At 64.9% G+C, this 15130-nt stretch carries 26 protein-coding genes; 3 read left to right on the plus strand and 23 right to left on the minus strand.

What is annotated here, in order from left to right:
- Window positions 1–44 precede the first annotated feature (44 nt).
- Entirely contained in the window at window positions 45–1268 is a 1224-nt protein-coding gene (locus ACM0PY_RS05930; protein ID WP_235646618.1) for a cytochrome P450, read from the plus strand.
- Window positions 1269–1285: 17 nt separating this feature from the next.
- Here ACM0PY_RS05930 and ACM0PY_RS05935 read toward each other — a convergent pair whose 3' ends face one another.
- A complete protein-coding gene (locus ACM0PY_RS05935) occupies window positions 1286–3307 on the minus strand; it encodes an esterase/lipase family protein (protein ID WP_134972716.1) in 2022 nt (673 codons plus the stop codon).
- Window positions 3308–3454: 147 nt separating this feature from the next.
- Here ACM0PY_RS05935 and ACM0PY_RS05940 point away from each other — a divergent pair, with 147 nt between their 5' ends.
- Window positions 3455–3916, plus strand: a complete 462-nt coding sequence (locus ACM0PY_RS05940) for a methyltransferase family protein (RefSeq protein WP_111202031.1) — start codon at window positions 3455–3457, stop codon at window positions 3914–3916.
- Window positions 3917–3930: 14 nt separating this feature from the next.
- Here the strand turns inward: ACM0PY_RS05940 and ACM0PY_RS05945 are convergent, their stop codons facing one another.
- From ACM0PY_RS05945 to ACM0PY_RS06045, 21 genes are all read right to left on the minus strand, one after another.
- Window positions 3931–4413, minus strand: coding sequence for a hypothetical protein (locus ACM0PY_RS05945; RefSeq protein WP_180884506.1), 483 nt, complete (start codon window positions 4411–4413; stop codon window positions 3931–3933).
- A 258-nt stretch (window positions 4414–4671) separates the two neighbouring features.
- Window positions 4672–4890, minus strand: a complete 219-nt coding sequence (locus ACM0PY_RS05950; protein ID WP_065183319.1) for a helix-turn-helix transcriptional regulator — start codon at window positions 4888–4890, stop codon at window positions 4672–4674.
- Window positions 4891–4945: 55 nt separating this feature from the next.
- Window positions 4946–5665 carry a hypothetical protein gene (locus ACM0PY_RS05955; protein ID WP_235646619.1) on the minus strand — a complete coding sequence of 240 codons (720 nt, stop codon included), beginning with the start codon at window positions 5663–5665 and terminating at the stop codon, window positions 4946–4948.
- Entirely contained in the window at window positions 5658–5810 is a 153-nt protein-coding gene (locus ACM0PY_RS05960) for a hypothetical protein (protein WP_235646620.1), read from the minus strand. Before ACM0PY_RS05960 ends, ACM0PY_RS05955 begins: the two co-directional genes overlap by 8 nt.
- Window positions 5803–6006: a hypothetical protein gene (locus tag ACM0PY_RS05965; protein ID WP_235646621.1), complete on the minus strand. Its 204-nt coding sequence runs from the start codon at window positions 6004–6006 to the stop codon at window positions 5803–5805. Before ACM0PY_RS05965 ends, ACM0PY_RS05960 begins: the two co-directional genes overlap by 8 nt.
- Window positions 6003–6548, minus strand: coding sequence for a hypothetical protein (locus ACM0PY_RS05970; protein ID WP_414609344.1), 546 nt, complete (start codon window positions 6546–6548; stop codon window positions 6003–6005). The genes ACM0PY_RS05965 and ACM0PY_RS05970 overlap by 4 nt, the downstream gene beginning before the upstream one ends.
- Before the next feature lie 187 nt (window positions 6549–6735).
- Window positions 6736–7242, minus strand: coding sequence for a hypothetical protein (locus ACM0PY_RS05975; protein ID WP_414609345.1), 507 nt, complete (start codon window positions 7240–7242; stop codon window positions 6736–6738).
- Entirely contained in the window at window positions 7239–7607 is a 369-nt protein-coding gene (locus tag ACM0PY_RS05980) for a hypothetical protein (RefSeq protein WP_100449732.1), read from the minus strand. The genes ACM0PY_RS05975 and ACM0PY_RS05980 overlap by 4 nt, the downstream gene beginning before the upstream one ends.
- A complete protein-coding gene (locus ACM0PY_RS05985; protein WP_100449733.1) occupies window positions 7604–7822 on the minus strand; it encodes a hypothetical protein in 219 nt (72 codons plus the stop codon). Before ACM0PY_RS05985 ends, ACM0PY_RS05980 begins: the two co-directional genes overlap by 4 nt.
- On the minus strand, window positions 7819–8025 hold the full coding sequence (locus ACM0PY_RS05990) for a hypothetical protein (protein WP_100449734.1): 207 nt from the start codon (window positions 8023–8025) through the stop codon (window positions 7819–7821). The genes ACM0PY_RS05985 and ACM0PY_RS05990 overlap by 4 nt, the downstream gene beginning before the upstream one ends.
- Complete coding sequence (locus tag ACM0PY_RS05995; protein WP_032962321.1) at window positions 8022–8243, minus strand: hypothetical protein; 222 nt, start codon at window positions 8241–8243, stop codon at window positions 8022–8024. Before ACM0PY_RS05995 ends, ACM0PY_RS05990 begins: the two co-directional genes overlap by 4 nt.
- Window positions 8240–8455 (minus strand): helix-turn-helix domain-containing protein, encoded by a 216-nt coding sequence (locus ACM0PY_RS06000; RefSeq protein WP_087786640.1) that lies wholly within the window; start codon window positions 8453–8455, stop codon window positions 8240–8242. The genes ACM0PY_RS05995 and ACM0PY_RS06000 overlap by 4 nt, the downstream gene beginning before the upstream one ends.
- A complete protein-coding gene (locus ACM0PY_RS06005; protein ID WP_100449735.1) occupies window positions 8455–9234 on the minus strand; it encodes a lambda exonuclease family protein in 780 nt (259 codons plus the stop codon). Before ACM0PY_RS06005 ends, ACM0PY_RS06000 begins: the two co-directional genes overlap by 1 nt.
- A complete protein-coding gene (gene bet, locus ACM0PY_RS06010; RefSeq protein ID WP_202909960.1) occupies window positions 9231–10193 on the minus strand; it encodes a phage recombination protein Bet in 963 nt (320 codons plus the stop codon). The genes ACM0PY_RS06005 and bet overlap by 4 nt, the downstream gene beginning before the upstream one ends.
- A 7-nt stretch (window positions 10194–10200) precedes the next feature.
- A complete protein-coding gene (locus tag ACM0PY_RS06015) occupies window positions 10201–11139 on the minus strand; it encodes a hypothetical protein (protein WP_100449736.1) in 939 nt (312 codons plus the stop codon).
- An 83-nt stretch (window positions 11140–11222) separates the two neighbouring features.
- A complete protein-coding gene (locus ACM0PY_RS06020) occupies window positions 11223–11741 on the minus strand; it encodes a hypothetical protein (protein ID WP_329813195.1) in 519 nt (172 codons plus the stop codon).
- Window positions 11742–11784: 43 nt separating this feature from the next.
- Window positions 11785–11934: a hypothetical protein gene (locus tag ACM0PY_RS06025; RefSeq protein WP_414609346.1), complete on the minus strand. Its 150-nt coding sequence runs from the start codon at window positions 11932–11934 to the stop codon at window positions 11785–11787.
- Between the two features lie 109 nt (window positions 11935–12043).
- Window positions 12044–12283, minus strand: a complete 240-nt coding sequence (locus ACM0PY_RS06030) for a hypothetical protein (RefSeq protein WP_414609347.1) — start codon at window positions 12281–12283, stop codon at window positions 12044–12046.
- Window positions 12280–12603: a hypothetical protein gene (locus tag ACM0PY_RS06035; protein WP_111097070.1), complete on the minus strand. Its 324-nt coding sequence runs from the start codon at window positions 12601–12603 to the stop codon at window positions 12280–12282. The genes ACM0PY_RS06030 and ACM0PY_RS06035 overlap by 4 nt, the downstream gene beginning before the upstream one ends.
- Before the next feature lie 153 nt (window positions 12604–12756).
- Entirely contained in the window at window positions 12757–13548 is a 792-nt protein-coding gene (locus ACM0PY_RS06040; RefSeq protein ID WP_495493246.1) for a hypothetical protein, read from the minus strand.
- Window positions 13549–13706: 158 nt separating this feature from the next.
- Window positions 13707–14381, minus strand: coding sequence for an XRE family transcriptional regulator (locus ACM0PY_RS06045; RefSeq protein ID WP_242898959.1), 675 nt, complete (start codon window positions 14379–14381; stop codon window positions 13707–13709).
- Window positions 14382–14473: 92 nt separating this feature from the next.
- On the opposite strand from ACM0PY_RS06045, the gene ACM0PY_RS06050 reads away from it, so the two are divergent.
- Window positions 14474–14677 (plus strand): helix-turn-helix domain-containing protein, encoded by a 204-nt coding sequence (locus tag ACM0PY_RS06050; RefSeq protein ID WP_088470458.1) that lies wholly within the window; start codon window positions 14474–14476, stop codon window positions 14675–14677.
- 17 nt (window positions 14678–14694) lie between these two features.
- On the opposite strand, the gene ACM0PY_RS06055 is transcribed toward ACM0PY_RS06050, so the two are convergent.
- Window positions 14695–14916: a hypothetical protein gene (locus tag ACM0PY_RS06055; RefSeq protein ID WP_088470459.1), complete on the minus strand. Its 222-nt coding sequence runs from the start codon at window positions 14914–14916 to the stop codon at window positions 14695–14697.
- Between the last annotated feature and the right edge of the window lie 214 nt (window positions 14917–15130).

A 15130-nucleotide genomic window follows, 5' to 3' on the forward strand; every position in this document is an offset into this window, starting at 1 on the left:
AAGGGACTCGTCTTTCGAGTCCCTTCCTGCCGGAGACGCACTGCATGCAAGGGATGTCGAATGAAGGCAGCGCCATTGCTGCCGAGCGCCTGGCTGCGCGCGTGGAGCGCGAAGGGCCGGTGCTGAAACTGGAAACCGGCGGTATCGGGGTTTTCTGCCCGGAACTGGCCGGCAAGGTCGACAAGGAGAATTCCGAGCACCTGTTCGTGGTCGAGTCGCTGGCCGACCTGTTCCGCCGGCACGAACGCGTGCGCTGGACCGAAGTGCGCAGCCTGATTGCCACGCGCAGTGCTGAACTCACCAGTGCACAGACTCTGGAGGTGTTGCAGTCGCGCATGCGGCAGGCATTGGACGCACTGTGCGGGCGCGAGCTGGATGCCACGCCAGCCGCGTGGAAGGTGATGGCGCATCCGCTGGTGCCACTGGTGATCGATGGGCTCGACGCGCGCGGCACTGCGGCCATCGAACGCGCCCTGCATCTGCGCTACACCACCCAGGTCGAGCAGGTCATCCATCGGCGTCATCTGCTGCGCAACTTCCTCATCGGTCGTGGCGAATCGCGGGCGATCGCCGCCGAACTCAAGCGCCGGGTCCGCAGCGGACGTTCGGCGCTGGACTACGCGCAGTCATTGCTGAGCCTGCGGGAGCGCATCGGCCTGGACAAGGTCACTTACCTGGTCACCGTGCAGCTGATCGCCATTTCCGGCGTGCCTGGCATGATGGCCGCCTGCCTGCTGCTGGCGATGCAGATGCATCCGCGCTGGCGCCAGCGCATCGAGGAGGAATTCGCGCCGCTCTCGGATGCGGAAATCCATGCGCTGCCGATGGCCAGGATTCCCTGCACGATGCGCTTCCTGAAGGAAGTGATGCGACTGTATTCCACGCCCTTCAACAACCGCCGGGTGGCCGCCTGCGATCTGCAGGTGGAAGGGCAGGCCATCGCCGAAGGCACAGTGTTCGAGTTGAGTTCGTTCATCCAGCACCGCTCGGCGAAGTACTGGGATGACCCGCTGCAGTTCGATCCCGATCGCTGGTTGCCCGAACGGCGCAAGCGTACCGCCGGCATCTATGTGCCTTATGGCTTCCCCACGCGTTCCTGCGTGGGATCGGCGGTCGGCAACGCACAGCTGGTATTGCTGTGCGCGCTGCTGGCACGCGAGTTCCGCTTCACCCCCAGCGCCGACTATCGGCCCGAGGTGCGCATGGAGGGCTTTGCGATTCCGGCGGCGCTGCATGGCACGTTCTCGCGGCGTACGGCCGGTGCCTGATCTGTCGGGACGGCGGCTTACTTTCCCGTTCGCCCGTGTGCCTGCATGTCCTCATGCAGGATCCGCCGCAGCTCGACGATGGCCGGCGTAGCTTCCTGCACGCTGTGTCCGGACACGATCACCTTCTCCGAATCCGCGTGCGGCAGGTGCGAACTCCAGTAGGGCACCAGCCCGTCATCGGTCTTCTCAAGCGGGCCATCGGCCTTGGCGCGGGCGATGATCGAGTGGTAGTGCACCTTCGGTGACATCGGCAGGTCAGCCACGGCGCGGACGAACGGGTCGTCCTTGTCCAGGTTCTGGATGCTGTTCATCTGGTAGCCGTGCTTGCCGTCATTGCGGTCGATCTGGCCGTCGTTGGCGATGGTGGCAACGTCTTCCAGCACGGTCAGTGGCAACCGCACCAGCCGGCCGATCCACCGGCCGAGGCGGGTGCCCGCCACGTCGGTGCCGCGATGCGGCGTGGCGATGAACACCACGCGGGACACTTCCGGTTCCGGCAGGAAGGTCAGCACCGGTGCGCCTTTGGTGCGCAGCAGTTCGCGCTGGGCGGGCGTCATCTGCGCGGTGGCCAGCAGGGTGTCGACCAGGTGGTCGCCGGAGGAGGAGATCATCAACCGTGCGATCACCCCGCCCATGCTGTGCCCTACCAGCACCATGTCATGCGAGGCCTGCGCCTTGCCGCTGGGGTCGAAGTGCTTGAACACTTCAGCCAGCGTGTGGCGCATCGCATCGTGGCTCATCGCGATGGGCATGTTGGTCGGGTAATAGAACTGCCAGACCTGGAAGTCCCGGCGGATCTCGTCGTCGCGCAGCAGTTCGTTGGCCACGTTGACCCAGGCTTCCGGACTGCTGGCCAGGCCATGGATCATCAGCAGCACGCGGCGGTTCGGGTCATAGGGCTGCATCATGTACAGATGCGGCGTGTCGATGCCGCCCTTGCCGCCGAACAGCGTGCGCAGCGACTGTCGGCTGAAGTTGGAGCGGGCCAACCACAGCGCATAGCCGGCAGTGAAATTGGCTGCCAGTGGCACCTGCTGGCTGTGCAGGGTCACTTCCGAAACCTGGTAGGGATCGTGGATCTCCAGCTCCGGCTCGTCATCGTGCAGCACCTCCCACAGGTTTTTCCCCGAGAAGCGCAATAGCACCGTCATCGATGGCGAGGGCATCTCGCTCCAGCTCTGCGTGGCCGAAGTGCTGGCCTGCGTTGCCTGCGCCGCTGCCCGAGGCGTGGTGGCCGTGCTGTCGGCCGGGTCATCCATCACCGCCACCAGCTCGGCACCGAAGCCATCGCGGCGATGCACGCTTCGCAGCGTACCGGTGAACGACAGCGAGGCGGCGGGTACCAGCTCGCTCGGGGTACGCTGGTCCAGTGCCGATGCTTCGTCTGAAGGGGCCAGCACGAAGGTCCAGCGGCCCAGCTGGAAATGGCTGGCCTGGCCGTGCACGCGCCCGGTGGCATAGGCGTTGTAAAGCTGCACCGAGGCTTCCTGCACAGCCAGGTTGTAGTAGTCGCGCACCTGGGTCTGGCGGTCTTCGAAGCCGCGCTGGTTCGCCGTGCGCTCGGTGAAGAACAGATAGGCATAGGCCTGGCGCGCGACCTGCATCCACGCATCGAGGCGTGGCTGGAAGTCGGCATCCAGCTCGGTGACGGCGGTCTTGGCACGGCCGGATGCCGAGTACTCGCGCTTTGGCGCCGGCAGGGTCATCGCATACTGCAGCCACAACTCGGCCAGGCTGGAGCGCTTGTCTTCCTCGCGCACCACGATGCTGCTTTCCATGGCCTCGATGCAGGGCAGGCCGGGCTTGGCACAGACGCCCTCATCGAGCCCGGCCACGCGCAGGGTCTCAATGGTCGCCGCGCTGAGCTTGCCGGAGGTCAGGATGTCACCGCGCTTGAGCGCGATGTACTGGCCGGGCGTGACTGAGGCAACCTGCACCGACGGCCCGAACTGGCGCAGCGTCGCGCAGCCGCCCAGGGTGAGCAGCACGGTGATGATGAGGGTCGTGCGGCCGATGAAGCCCAAGCCCGTGGTAGCCATGCGATCCTCCTGCGCGGTGGCGCCACTCTAGCGGCCGGCCTGTCAAAGCGGAATAGACCGGACGGGTCGGTTTGCGCCTGGCCGCTTGGGGCGATTCAGCCATTTCCGTGTGACACTGCGGCGAATGGAAAGGACACGGTGATCGCGATGGCCTGGCTGGAAACCCGCATTCCCCCGCCCGTGGTAATGCTGCTGTTCGCCGCTGCGGGCTTTGCAGCACGCTGGCTGTGGCCGGGTTTGCACCTTCGGGTACCGATGCCTGTTCTGCTGGCAGGGGTGACGGTGACGCTGGGTGTCGTGCTCAACCTGCTGCCCAAGGTCTCTTTCCGACGCGCCGGTACCACCGTCAATCCTCTGCGACCTTCGGCGTCGAGCGCGCTGGTTACCAGTGGAATCTACCGCCGCACCCGAAATCCGATGTATCTCGGCCAGGCGCTGGTCCTGTTTGGTGCCATGGTGTACCTGCAGAACCTGATCGCGCTGCTGGTGGTGCCGCTGTTCCTGGCGTACATCACTTGGCTGCAGATCCTGCCGGAGGAGCGGGCACTGATGGCCCGCTTTCCCGAGGCGTACGCGCGGTACCGTCATCGCGTGCCACGCTGGCTGTAGCGTCGGCTACGCCATCAGCGGCTGATCTGGCACTTCACCGCCGCCGAATAGCCCTCGTAGTCGTCACCCGCGATCACGTGCAGGGTGTGGCGCTTGTCGATGCGCTTCACGTAGGAAGGTTCCTCGGTATTGGCATGCTCGTTGACCTCGGTCACCGACCAGGCCCTGGCCAGGCGCTTGGGATCGACGCCGTTCAAGTACACGAAGAGGCCTTTCTCGCCTTCGGCCACATTCACATCGGCACTGCTGACCGTGCCGCCAAACAGCGCGACCGGCTTGTCCTCCGGCTCGAACGTGCCGCCCGGCTTCTTGGCCAGGCCGGCCGCCTGCAGCGCATCGATGGCGTCGGCCGCACTGAAATCCGAGCCTGCCTTGCAGGCCAGCAGCGCCTCCAGCGTGGCGGTGCCGGGCGGCGCGATGGCCGGGGCTGCGGCGTGCGTGGCTGGGGCTGCGGCGAGCGCGGTGAGGAGCAGGGACATCGCGAGGGGGGCTTTCATGGCAGATCCTTCTGGCGGTCGCGGATGGAGGGACTGCTGTGTTGGAGGTGTCATCCCGATTATGCGCCACACGTCCTGCGCGACGTGCAGGCACAAAAAAGCCGGAACCCCAGTTGACGGGAGATCCGGCTTCTTGCGGCCTCGACAGGCCATACAGATGGTGGAGGTGGGCCCTACCGCAATGTGAACGTAAGTTGTTGATGGCGCAGGTGGTTGATTCTGGTGTTCGAAACCGATACCCCCAGCAATACCCCCACTCTATGCAGCCTTGGCGGGTTCAATTCCATCCCGCTCGGCAACCCGGGCGGCCTGCCAGGCGTCCACCTCAGCCTCGATCCAGCCTACCGCATTGCCGCCCAGCGGCACCGGCGCCGGGAAAGTGCCGGCGCTGATCCGGTCATAGATCGTGGTCTTGCCCAGACCCGTGCGGCGCTTGACCTCGGGCATCTTGATGAAAACGAGCGGCTCGGTAGCCATGTTGTCCTCCTTCAGTTCGTGGCCAGCGCAGCGCGCAGCTGCTCGGTGGCGGTGTTCATGCGGCTGCAAACAGATCGGCAGGCATCGTTACCTGCGTTCGGCCTGCTGCCTTCGTTTCGAGGATGTGCCCCCCCCACTGCTGGGCCATCGCCGCGGCAATCGCGGGATCGAAGCGTGAGCGCTCCTTCTCGCGGTCGGGGCCTGGTGGCATCAGGTGGCAACGGGCCTCGATCTTCCCGTGCTGCGCGATCACCTGCGCCTTCGTGTGGGTGGGCACCAGCGCCGGCAGATTCTTCAGCCAGAGCGTGGCACCCTTGGTGAATGGGCTGCCGAAGTCGTAGGGCTGCACGGTCTGCGTCGGTCGGCCCAGCACGCTCATGGCCAGCCCGTGCGGCTTCGAGTTCTCGTTGCCGATGAATTCGATCGGCGCGGCCATCAGGTCGGCGAACAGCAGCGCTCCCTCCAAGAAGTCGCGCATCCTATTCGGGTACTTCGGGTGCCGGCGACGATCGGGCTGCGGCAGCGCAGTGTCGTCGGGGTGGTACATCCAGCGGATGCCGGCCAGCGTGTTGAAGGTGCAGTAGGGGTGGGCCACCATCGCCAGCCAGCGGCCGGCCTGCAGGTGGTTCCGTACGTCGTCCTGGATGTGCCAGCGCGGGTCGCCCTCGCTGGGGCGCAAATCGCACGAGTAGGCATCGAAGCCGAAGGCGCGGAACGCCGACGCTACGGTGTCGCTGTACTCGCAGGCAACGAGGATCGGCAGCAAATCAGCCATGAGCGCACCTCCGCCAGCACCAGCGCAGCCCATTGCGCGCGGCGCGGCATGCGCGGCTGATCGCCCACAGGGTGGCGATGCCGGCCAGGAAGCCGGCCAGGGCGAACACGTGGACCATTGCAGCGGTGAGCAGCTGGTTAGCCATGGGCGTCAGGCTCCTGTGGCAGCGCTGGCATGGCCATCTCGGCGTGCCGCTTGAAGATGCGCATCTGCAGCGCAATGCACTCGGCTGCCATGTCCAGAGACTCGACGCCGATATGCTCGGGCACATGCAGCACCACCTCGCCACCCTCGGGGATCGAGCAGCGCATGGTGCGGTAGACGATACGGACGCCGCTCATTTGCCCACCGCCTTACCGTCGATCAGGGCCAGCAGTCCTTCGGCGTAATTCTTGAAGTCCTCGGTAACTGCGTTCACTACAGCCCAGCGAACGGCACGCCGGAACTGGCCCAGGTCCACGGCATGCGCGGGCAGTGCATGCCGCTCCATGATCAGTCGCAGGTCGAGCAGCCGGATGCACACTGTGCCGGCGGCGTCAGGGTCCTCCGGGTCCAGCTCGCAAACGTCGCGTATGACAAGCTCGAACCATTCGGGGGTAGACCCCACCGGCTGGCGGAAGTCGCTGATACCTGCGTGTTCCATACTCCCCCTATGATCGGGATGGGCACGGCAACGCTTGCATTCCGATTCGGTGCAGCTGTCCACCGGCTGGCGGGCGGCGAGGGCGGCGCGCAGTCGGCGTATCTCAGCTAGGCAATCAGCTAGAACCAAGTCAGGATCAGTTTCGTCCGCAGGAACTCTCATGGGAGCGTTGCCCGATGTGATACGCTCGATGGCTGCGGTGATTCTTTGTTCGATGTCGATCACAACTTCTTCCTCCATCGCATGCAATGGTTGCAGAAGACCTTCCCGCCACCGCAGTGGCGACAGGCTGGCTCCTCGAAATAGAACTCAGTGCAGTCACCGCAGAAGCGCGTCCAACACCAAATCAGCCAGTACCAAGTGCCCTCCACGCATCGGGGAAGCCACAGGAACCGCCGTGTGTAATCCGGTCGCGATCTATCCCATTTCATGCCATGCGCCTCCGTTCGAGGTCGGCTTCATAGGCGGCAGCGGCAGCCTTTTCGATCTGATCTGCGAACAACAGCGAGTCGTCAAGCGCTCCGCACCACGCCGCCTTGTGTGGCGAATCAGCGAACGCTTGGAGGTTCTTCACGATGGCTGCGGCCAGCCCACGGATTTCCAGCCATTGCCTGCGAGCATCCCCCTGACCACCCGGGGATGGCTGGGCGGAGAGGGCGCGCGTATTCCAGTGTTCTGCCATCGAGGTCCGCAGCCAATCGATTCCGTAGCGGAGGGTGCGCTGGTTCCGCTGGATGCATCCCATGCTCTTGCACTTCAGGGTCAGCCCGTTGTCCTTGTACGGCACGAACTCGGCAACGTTTCCGCAGAGCGGACAGGGGAGCAGCTCGCGTGCCCACGCCTGAAATTCATGCCGATCCAGCTCGGCCTGATCCCCCAGCCTCACCCTCCCACCGGGCTGCACGTCCGCCAGGGTCTTGTTGTCGGTGGTCATGCGGATGCTCCCATTGCGGCGTCGATCATGTTCGCAGCGGTGCGAAGGCCTGCCACGTACTGCTTTCCGTGTTGCTGAGCCGTGCCCTCGCTGGCGGCGCGTGCGCGAATCTTGCGGGCCACTTCCTGTAGCGCATCGTCGCTGCCACTCCCGGCCTGTAGCGCCCTGGCAACGACTGCCTCGCCAGCCTCGGTCAGCTGGAACTCGTCGTTTTCAGCGCCTTCCACAACCCAGCCACGGGCCTGCAGATCCATCATCTGCGGCAACGTGAGATTGGTGACGCCAGCCCACGTGAACTGTGTGTCGCACACGATCAGGTGGCGCACGGCGTCGGCTTCGCTGATGGAGTACTCGATGGTCTTCATGCGCGCGCTCCCTTCTTCGTGCGGCTGTCGTGGCCACCCTCGACCACCTGGCGGCGGCTGATGGTGGATCGGTCGATGGGGCTGTTGCCGAGCTTCTGGACCTTGCCGCCCGAGCGCAGGAACTGCGCCACGTCGCCGGCGATCTCGGCCCGCTGGCGGTCCTTCTCGGCCTGCGTGGCCAGGTCGAAGGTCGGCTGTACGTGGATGCTGGTCATGCGGTCTTCTCCAAGGTTTCTAGTAGCGAGTCCGCGACGCGGACAGACTCCTCACCGATCCAACCCATCGGTCCATTCCATGCCTTGCCGCTTGCGAGAAGCCCCTGCATCGCCATCGCGGCGAACAGCTCGCGCTTGGTCAGTCCACTCGGTGCATTCATCCGGCCTTCGGAGGGGTAGGCCGGCTTGGTTCGATTCGTCATGCGTGGCTCCTGAGCGGCACGCGGCGCACTGGCCCGTGCCACAGGTTGGTGAGGTTGTTGAGGCGCACCTGCAGCGGATCGCGGCGCAGGGGGCGCAGCGGGTCATGCAGGCGGCGCTCGGTGTTCCGGCAGGGCGCGCACGCGGCGGTGGCCTTGCCGTTGATCAGAGGGAAGAACCGCAGCGGCAGCCGGGCCGCGCACTTCGTGCAGGTCTTCATGGCAGGCGAGCCTTCATCAGGTTGGCCCAGGTGAGCGGGTAGGGGCCGCGCTTGATCCGGTCGTAGGCCGTGCTGCGCGAGACGTCCAGAATCTCGGCCACCTGCCTGGTGGTGTAGCGCTTGCCCTCGATCACCTGCGCGAACAGCTGGGCGCGGGCGAGGCCGGCACGGCGCAGGCATTTGGCGTGGCTGGGGTAGATCGTCACGTCCATCAGGCGGCCTCCTGGTGATCGCCAGCACGCAGACTGTGCTCAAACCCGGCCACCATCTGCCGGAACGGTTCCAGGTCCGCGCGCAGCTTGGCGATGAACGCCTCGTCGCGGTCGAAGCGGCGCCACCACAGCTGCTTGCCCACGGCGGCCAGCGCCGGGCAGTACAGGCCGATGTGCCACCACTGCCGGCCGGTCAGCCACATGCAGCCCTGGGCCTGCTCGAACACCTCGCTCGCATCGTTGTCGATGTGGAACGCGCGCAGCTTCTCGGGGTTGATGAAGCACTTGTATTCGCTGCCGCCGTCCTCGCCGATGAAGCCGTCAGCCGAGCAGCCGTAGTCGCCGCAGTCGCTCAACACGAACCCAGCGCGTTTCACCAGCAGGCCGGACTGCACCTCATGCTCGGCGCGAGCTTCCGGTTCCAGCTCATGGCCGCGGCGCATGGCGAACGTCTCGAAGCCTTCGCCCAGCGGCTCGCCGCTGATTCGCTCGATAGCCAGCCGGAAGGCGTAGTTCTTCGACGCCTCGCTGAAATCGCCGATGGGCTCGCCGGCGATGGCCTTCTCGATGATTGCCGAGCGCGGCACGGCCTTGTATCCGGCGCGCTCCATTGCGGTCTTCTCGGCCAGGCCGGACAGCACCGCGTCCACGTAGGTGCGCTGCTGGCCGGTCAGCTCGCCCACGCGCGAGCGCGCGGTGGCGAACATGCTGGCCGTGATGATGCCGGCGCGGGCGCGGTGCCACGCCTCGCTGCCCTGGTCGCACCCGATGACGATCACAGCGGCACCTCTTCATCGGCTGCAGGCTGCTGGTCGCCTTCTTCGACTACGGTGGCGCTTGCGCGTTCGGCGATGCCCTTCAGCGTTTCATGGCCCGCGCTGCCGATCAGCTGTCGCTGCTCCTTGGTCAGGCGGCCCCAGGCGCCCTCGTATTCCTCCATTCCGCAGTCGGCGAAATCCTTCAGGCTGGCGTACAGCGCTTGGCGCTCCGGGGTGTCTTGCGGCTCGGCCTGCTGCTGGCGGGTGATGGCGCCAGCGGTGGAGGGGCGGCGATCAGCGCGCACCGTCTCGCCGTCAATGATTTCCTTGCCTTCCATTTCCTCGGCGGTGGGCTGGGAGCCGACCGCTTCCGGGAACGCCTTGCGCAACGCCTGGGCCTCTGCACACTTCGCCAGCTGGCCGAAGGCGCGCTTTTCCCACATGGCGTTCGGGCTGCCATCGCTCTTGGAAGCGTAGTTCTCCAGCCAGTATTCCTTGGCGGAGAACTCCACCACCTGGTTGCCGAGCAGCTTGCGGACCGTTACGCGACACCATTCTGGGTAGAGCAGCTGAATAGCTTTCTGCGTCTTCTGCCTGCGCCCATTGGGACCATCCGACCACACGTCGCGCACCGACTCCATGGTGCAGGTTGGTCCGAACTCGGGTTCACTGCAGCCGGCGTACTGACCCGTGCGGGAGGCGTTGATGCGGTACAGGCCGATGCCGGGCATAACCACGTCGCGCATGCCGTTGACGGGGGTGCCGTCGGGGTTCTCGCCGATCTTCACCTTCATGGGCACGATGTGCACCGGCTTGGTCATCGGGTCGAGCCCGGCCGCCTGGCAGTAGCTCAGCACCATGTCGATGGACGCATCACTGGCGCCCGGGTACAGGCTCGACTTCAACGCGCCGCGGATAGCTTCGGCCTGCTCGCTGGTCATCAGGGCGCCGACAGCGGCGCGGGTGGTCATCTGGTTCATGGGTGCCTCAGTAGCGGATGGCCACGGCCGGGACCTTGCCCTGCACGATGGCGGTGATAACGGTGGCGGCATCGTCTTCGCTGATGCCCTGGGCGATCAGCGCGGCCATGGCGGCGCGGTTGATCGAACGGCGGTGTTCGACGTCGGCGGCGCGTGCTTCGTCCGCCTTGCGCTGGGCATCGGCCTGGGCCTGCCGCTCACGCTCGGCGCGCTCAGCTTCTTCCTGCGCGCGGCGCTCAGCGGCGGCGACGGCTTCAGCCTTTTCGCGCTCGGCCTTCTCGGCGGCATCCTTGGCACGCTGTTCGGCTTCGGCTGCCTCACGGGCTGCGCGCTCGGTGGCTTCGCGCGCCTCACGTTCGGCACGCTCCACGGCAGCAGCTGCCTCGCGCTTCGCGTTCTCTGCGGCCTCAGCCTGCAGGCGGGCCTCGCGCTCGACGCGCTCACGCTCGGCCTGCTCAGCTGCAACGCGCTGGCGCTCTGCCTCTTCAGCGGCGCGCACGGCTTCCTCGCGGGCGCGGATCTCTTCTTCCTTCCGGGCAATCTCGGCCAGGCGGGCCGCTTCGGCCTCAGAACGGGCGCGTTCCTCGGCCTCGGCGCGCTCGCGCTCAATGCGGGCCTGCTCTTCTTCCCAGTCGGTGAGCGGCTTGCGCACTTCGTCGCGCAGCGCGTCAAGGGTGTCGCGGGCCTTCTTGCGGGCCGAGTCGATGTCGCCGGTCTGCTTCTTCAGGTCGGCCACCAGCGCCTTGCCGGCGTCATCGATGGCGATCTTCGAGCGCGACACCTTGTAGGCGATCGAGGCGATTTCCTTGCGGCCGGCAACCGTCTTGACGTTCGGTACCAGGGTGACGGCCTCAGCGCGAATGCGGGCCAGGAGGTCGTCCAGTCCGCCGCCGGTGAAGGCCTCGACGGCATTGACGGATTCGAGTGGAATCAGGGCTTCGGACATGGCAGTTCCTTTGTCGGGTGGGAATAGATGCCGGCGTCGTGGAATCCCGGCCGGCGCGGGGCCCGTGAGGGCGGGGGAATGCGTTACGCGGCCAGGTCTGCCTGCTGCGGGGCGGCGCTCGGCGGCGTGAGGGTCAGGCGCACCTCACCGCGACGCCATGCAGAGATCAGCTCGGCGTCTTCGTCCTCGTCCAGCAGCACCGAGACGGTGAAGCCCATGGCCACGCTGCCGCCTTCGAGAGGCTTCCAGGTGATCTTTTTCACCTTGGCGTCGGCGAAGAACACCGGATCGATGTGGTCCATCAGGGAGCCGATCGACAGCTCGTAGCCTTCGAACTTCCCGGTGATGTCCTGCTCGCCCAGCAGCGGCAGATTCAGCGCCACTAGGTCGGTGCTGCCTTCCATCGGCAGGTTCTGCTGCTGGCCCTTGTCGGCCTTCTTCCAGAACGCCGGCAGGATGGCGGGGTCGATGGTGTTGAGGATCGTGTTCGGAGCGTTCAGCGAGAACTTCAGGTCAGCAGCGGCCGCATCTTCGTCGCCGTGCTTTTCCTTGCGCAGGTTCAGATGCGAGAACACCGCATCGTGTTGATCGAGCTGGAACATCGGTGGTGCCTCTCGTAGGAGCCGGCCGCGCCGGCGGGGATGGTCAGCCGCGGACGCTGCTAGTGCTGGCCCAGCGGGCCTTCGCAGCGTCACGGTCGGAGTGGGCTTGTTGGATCTCGGCGATGCGCAGTGGTACGACGACTGCGGCGAACAGCGCGACGGCGGCCCAGGCGATGCGGAGGCGGCGGCTCACGACAGTACCGCCTGCGCCAGCACAGCGGCCAGCACGCCCAGGCAGAACGCCAGGGCATTGGCGACGACCGTGGTCACCACGTGGTGCCGATGCTCGCGTTCGGCGGCGGTCATGCGGCACCGCCTTTGACGCTCGCCAACTCGGCACGCAGCTCGGCGATGCGGCGACGGTCTTTCGCGGCGTCACCCTGGTAGCCGGCGGCGACGCGGGCAGATGAGGCGCGGTTCGGATTGCGGGGATTGTTTGGCCGGCGCTCGAAGTACCGAGCCCGGCGGCTGGCGCCGCGCTCCAGCCGCAAGTGCCAGGCAAGGGCGTCACACAGGCGCTGCAGGTCGACAGGGGCGCTCATGCGGCGTCCTCCAGCTGCCCGGCCTCGAAATCCTTCATCGAGGCGTCCACGCGGCGGGACATGTCGCGGACCAGGTCGGCCAGCTCGCGGAAGTGGGGCAACAGGTAGGCCGGAACCTCCTGCGTCAGGAGGTGGGTCATCACGTGCCGGGCTTGGCTCAGCTTCTCGACCAGCGGGGCAACGTCGCCCTCGCGCTCCAGCTCCGCCGCCACGTGGTCGCAGGCGAACTGAAAGGCCTCGTCGTTGGGTTCGGCCGGTGCGCGGCCGTCATGGCTGCGCTGGGCAGCGCGGGCCAGATCGTTTGCGGTGCGGACTGCCATGGGTGACCCCGTCTGGATGGCCCGGGTGGGCCGACGGGGCTAAACTATGGCATTCCATAGTTCATTGTCAATGGGATCCCATAACTTTATTTGACGAGAACAGAAAACCCCGCCGTGGCGGGGTTCAGTGCTGTCGGATCTGTTGCTTCAGCGCTATTGGGCGGAACTGAGCCTCTTCGGGTCGAATCCCGACACGTCGAAGGTCGCCGTAAGTGCGCCTTGGTGGAAGACGTTCACCTCGATCCTTACCGTCTTTGCCTTAGCCAACTGCGATGAGAACCTTTGGAAGCCTGGGATGAAGACGGTCTCTGTGCTGTTGTCGGAAGGATCAGTTCCGGTCAGCGTCATGGCAGGGCCTTCGTCGAATCTCACGCGAACGGAGCAATCGCTATAGGAGTGACAAAGGATCTGGCCCTTCTCTATCGAGAACAGGATGTCGTTGCCCCAGCGAGGATGTTTCCTCAACGTCAACCGTGCATGCTGCTTCCCTTGGTAGGGGAACTCAAACTCAAAGCTGTTCGTGCTGGTAACCGATGCAGAGTATCCAGTCTTGCTCGTCATATCGTCCTTGAAGGTCGAATACGACCACTGCTTTCCTATGCTTTCAGCGGCAAGCTTGGCTGCTTCTTGGTTAGCCGTTTCCTGCTGAGCCCGTATCTGCTCAATGAGCTGCTTAGCCTCCGCTGCCTCCGTAGTGGCAGGGTACTTTTCGATCAAGTATTCAGCACGGACCGCCCTAGTGGCGAGAGGTATCGATGGGTCTTTCACGTCTCGGAGCAGGTTCTCCTGCTCGCTCTTCAGCGCGCGGCTCGTTGAATCTCCGTCGGTGCTTGCCTTACCTCCGTGGCCTCTTGGCAGGTTAGATAGCACCAGCAGCACAATCACAAGGCCAACGACTACAAGCACAGCTGCTAAGCAGCCGCTGCGGACTGATTTGCCCTTCACTTCTGCTGGCGATTGGTAGCTGGGGATCGATGGGGAATCAAGTGAAGTCTGCGGGAACCCGCAATGAGGGCAAGCGGGTGCGGCATCGCTAACCTTTCCACCGCACTCTCGGCAAACGACCAGTGCCATAAAGTCTTCCTTAAGTAATGAACAAGGGTTCAGTCAGCCCAACCACCTATCCAATGAACACGACCAACTACGGTGATTGGCTCCCTCTTTGAATCCATCGGCCTAGGCTTTTGCCAGTTATGGTCGCCTCGAGGGTTGTCGCTCGCAAAGTAAACGCCTGCTTCCAGCACCATAGCGCGCTTGACGTAGTACTCAGGGTTGGCGGCGCCGTGAACCTGGACAAGGTAGAGCGCTCCGTCCACCACCCTTGTATCTGAGGTGTCAAACAAGATCGCGTCTCCGTCCTCGATGGTCGGTTCCATCGAGTCGCCCTTGCCGTAGTAGACAGCCAGATTGCGTCCATAGATGCCCCTGCGCCTTAGGCTGGTCTTCTTGAACTTGAGGCTGTGGGTCTCCGCATACTCTTCAGCTTCGGCACCTGCCGCACCCAGTCCCACCGCCTGGGAGTAACCGGTGACGTCAGTGTAGTCAGAGTCATCAGGTCCAGCTTCGGCGACCTCCATCGCCCCCTTTCCGGTCTGAAGCCACTTGGCGGAGACCCTGAGAGCCTCTGCAATCTGAGGTAGCTGGGTTGTACCCGCCTGGTCGTTGTTCTCAATGCCGGCAAGCGTCGGGTACTTGATCTTGGCTGCCTCAGCCAATTGAGGCCGAGACAGGCCACGTATCCGGCGAGCTTCCTTAATTCGTTCACCAATCGTGTTCATGACTGCGAGCATTACGGAAACCCATTATGGGATGCCGTTGACATGAAGCTATGGCATCCCATAGTCTTGGGCGACCCAACAGGAACGCGCACATGGAAATCACCTGGGCAGACCGAATCAAAGCGCTCGAACAGCGCGGCTGGTCCCTGACCGAAATTGGCCGTGCCATCGGCAAATCGCCTCAGACCGTGAGCGACATCAAACAGGGCAGGACTAAGGAGCCGGGCGGCATGGCTGCCGTCCAGCTCCATCACCTCTATGCAACCGGCGCTAAACCCGCCGGAGCCGCAGCCTGAGATGGCCGTCGGAGTAGCTACTGCAGGTTGCCCACGGCGCGGGCGAGGGAGGCCAGTTCCTTCTTCGCTACGGACGGGCCCGCGTATGCAGCTGCGTCTCGCAGTTGCGCCTGGACCGCGGCGGCTGCGGGGGATCCGGGGATGAGTCCCTTGCTCACGATCACCAGCATTTCCTCTAGGGCTTCGGTCCTCGCCTCGGTGTGCCGCAGGCGCAGTTCCAGCTTCTTGATCTCGTACATGGGTAGTTTCTTGATCGGTTGGGTGGGTGTTGCACCTCGACCGTATCGAGAGAAGGGGAGGCGTCAACGGACGGCCCTCTTGGCAGGGAAGGGGAGCACCGCTCCCAGCGCCATCCCTGGCGCTCGGCGAGGCTGGCGCAGGCACCGCACTACATCCCGGCCTTTGACCCTCCTGATCGCGTACGACCTACCCGCCATGTGCACCAGCCTGACC

It is taken from the genome of Stenotrophomonas sp. BR163, assembly GCF_047520985.2.
Taxonomy (GTDB): Bacteria; Pseudomonadota; Gammaproteobacteria; order Xanthomonadales; family Xanthomonadaceae; genus Stenotrophomonas; species Stenotrophomonas sepilia.

Excerpts from the sequence above, each read along its gene's own strand:
- ACM0PY_RS05930 (WP_235646618.1), top strand. The coding sequence starts at position 45 with ATGCAAGGGATGTCGAATGAAGGCAGCGCCATTGCTGCCGAGCGCCTG.
- ACM0PY_RS05935 (WP_134972716.1), bottom strand. The coding sequence starts at position 3,307 with ATGGCTACCACGGGCTTGGGCTTCATCGGCCGCACGACCCTCATCATC.
- ACM0PY_RS05940 (WP_111202031.1), top strand. The coding sequence starts at position 3,455 with ATGGCCTGGCTGGAAACCCGCATTCCCCCGCCCGTGGTAATGCTGCTG.
- ACM0PY_RS05945 (WP_180884506.1), bottom strand. The coding sequence starts at position 4,413 with ATGAAAGCCCCCCTCGCGATGTCCCTGCTCCTCACCGCGCTCGCCGCA.
- ACM0PY_RS05950 (WP_065183319.1), bottom strand. The coding sequence starts at position 4,890 with ATGGCTACCGAGCCGCTCGTTTTCATCAAGATGCCCGAGGTCAAGCGC.
- ACM0PY_RS05955 (WP_235646619.1), bottom strand. The coding sequence starts at position 5,665 with ATGGCTGATTTGCTGCCGATCCTCGTTGCCTGCGAGTACAGCGACACC.
- ACM0PY_RS05960 (WP_235646620.1), bottom strand. The coding sequence starts at position 5,810 with ATGGCTAACCAGCTGCTCACCGCTGCAATGGTCCACGTGTTCGCCCTG.
- ACM0PY_RS05965 (WP_235646621.1), bottom strand. The coding sequence starts at position 6,006 with ATGAGCGGCGTCCGTATCGTCTACCGCACCATGCGCTGCTCGATCCCC.
- ACM0PY_RS05970 (WP_414609344.1), bottom strand. The coding sequence starts at position 6,548 with ATGGAGGAAGAAGTTGTGATCGACATCGAACAAAGAATCACCGCAGCC.
- ACM0PY_RS05975 (WP_414609345.1), bottom strand. The coding sequence starts at position 7,242 with ATGACCACCGACAACAAGACCCTGGCGGACGTGCAGCCCGGTGGGAGG.
- ACM0PY_RS05980 (WP_100449732.1), bottom strand. The coding sequence starts at position 7,607 with ATGAAGACCATCGAGTACTCCATCAGCGAAGCCGACGCCGTGCGCCAC.
- ACM0PY_RS05985 (WP_100449733.1), bottom strand. The coding sequence starts at position 7,822 with ATGACCAGCATCCACGTACAGCCGACCTTCGACCTGGCCACGCAGGCC.
- ACM0PY_RS05990 (WP_100449734.1), bottom strand. The coding sequence starts at position 8,025 with ATGACGAATCGAACCAAGCCGGCCTACCCCTCCGAAGGCCGGATGAAT.
- ACM0PY_RS05995 (WP_032962321.1), bottom strand. The coding sequence starts at position 8,243 with ATGAAGACCTGCACGAAGTGCGCGGCCCGGCTGCCGCTGCGGTTCTTC.
- ACM0PY_RS06000 (WP_087786640.1), bottom strand. The coding sequence starts at position 8,455 with ATGGACGTGACGATCTACCCCAGCCACGCCAAATGCCTGCGCCGTGCC.
- bet (WP_202909960.1), bottom strand. The coding sequence starts at position 10,193 with ATGAACCAGATGACCACCCGCGCCGCTGTCGGCGCCCTGATGACCAGC.
- ACM0PY_RS06015 (WP_100449736.1), bottom strand. The coding sequence starts at position 11,139 with ATGTCCGAAGCCCTGATTCCACTCGAATCCGTCAATGCCGTCGAGGCC.
- ACM0PY_RS06020 (WP_329813195.1), bottom strand. The coding sequence starts at position 11,741 with ATGTTCCAGCTCGATCAACACGATGCGGTGTTCTCGCATCTGAACCTG.
- ACM0PY_RS06030 (WP_414609347.1), bottom strand. The coding sequence starts at position 12,283 with ATGAGCGCCCCTGTCGACCTGCAGCGCCTGTGTGACGCCCTTGCCTGG.
- ACM0PY_RS06035 (WP_111097070.1), bottom strand. The coding sequence starts at position 12,603 with ATGGCAGTCCGCACCGCAAACGATCTGGCCCGCGCTGCCCAGCGCAGC.
- ACM0PY_RS06045 (WP_242898959.1), bottom strand. The coding sequence starts at position 14,381 with ATGAACACGATTGGTGAACGAATTAAGGAAGCTCGCCGGATACGTGGC.
- ACM0PY_RS06050 (WP_088470458.1), top strand. The coding sequence starts at position 14,474 with ATGGAAATCACCTGGGCAGACCGAATCAAAGCGCTCGAACAGCGCGGC.
- ACM0PY_RS06055 (WP_088470459.1), bottom strand. The coding sequence starts at position 14,916 with ATGTACGAGATCAAGAAGCTGGAACTGCGCCTGCGGCACACCGAGGCG.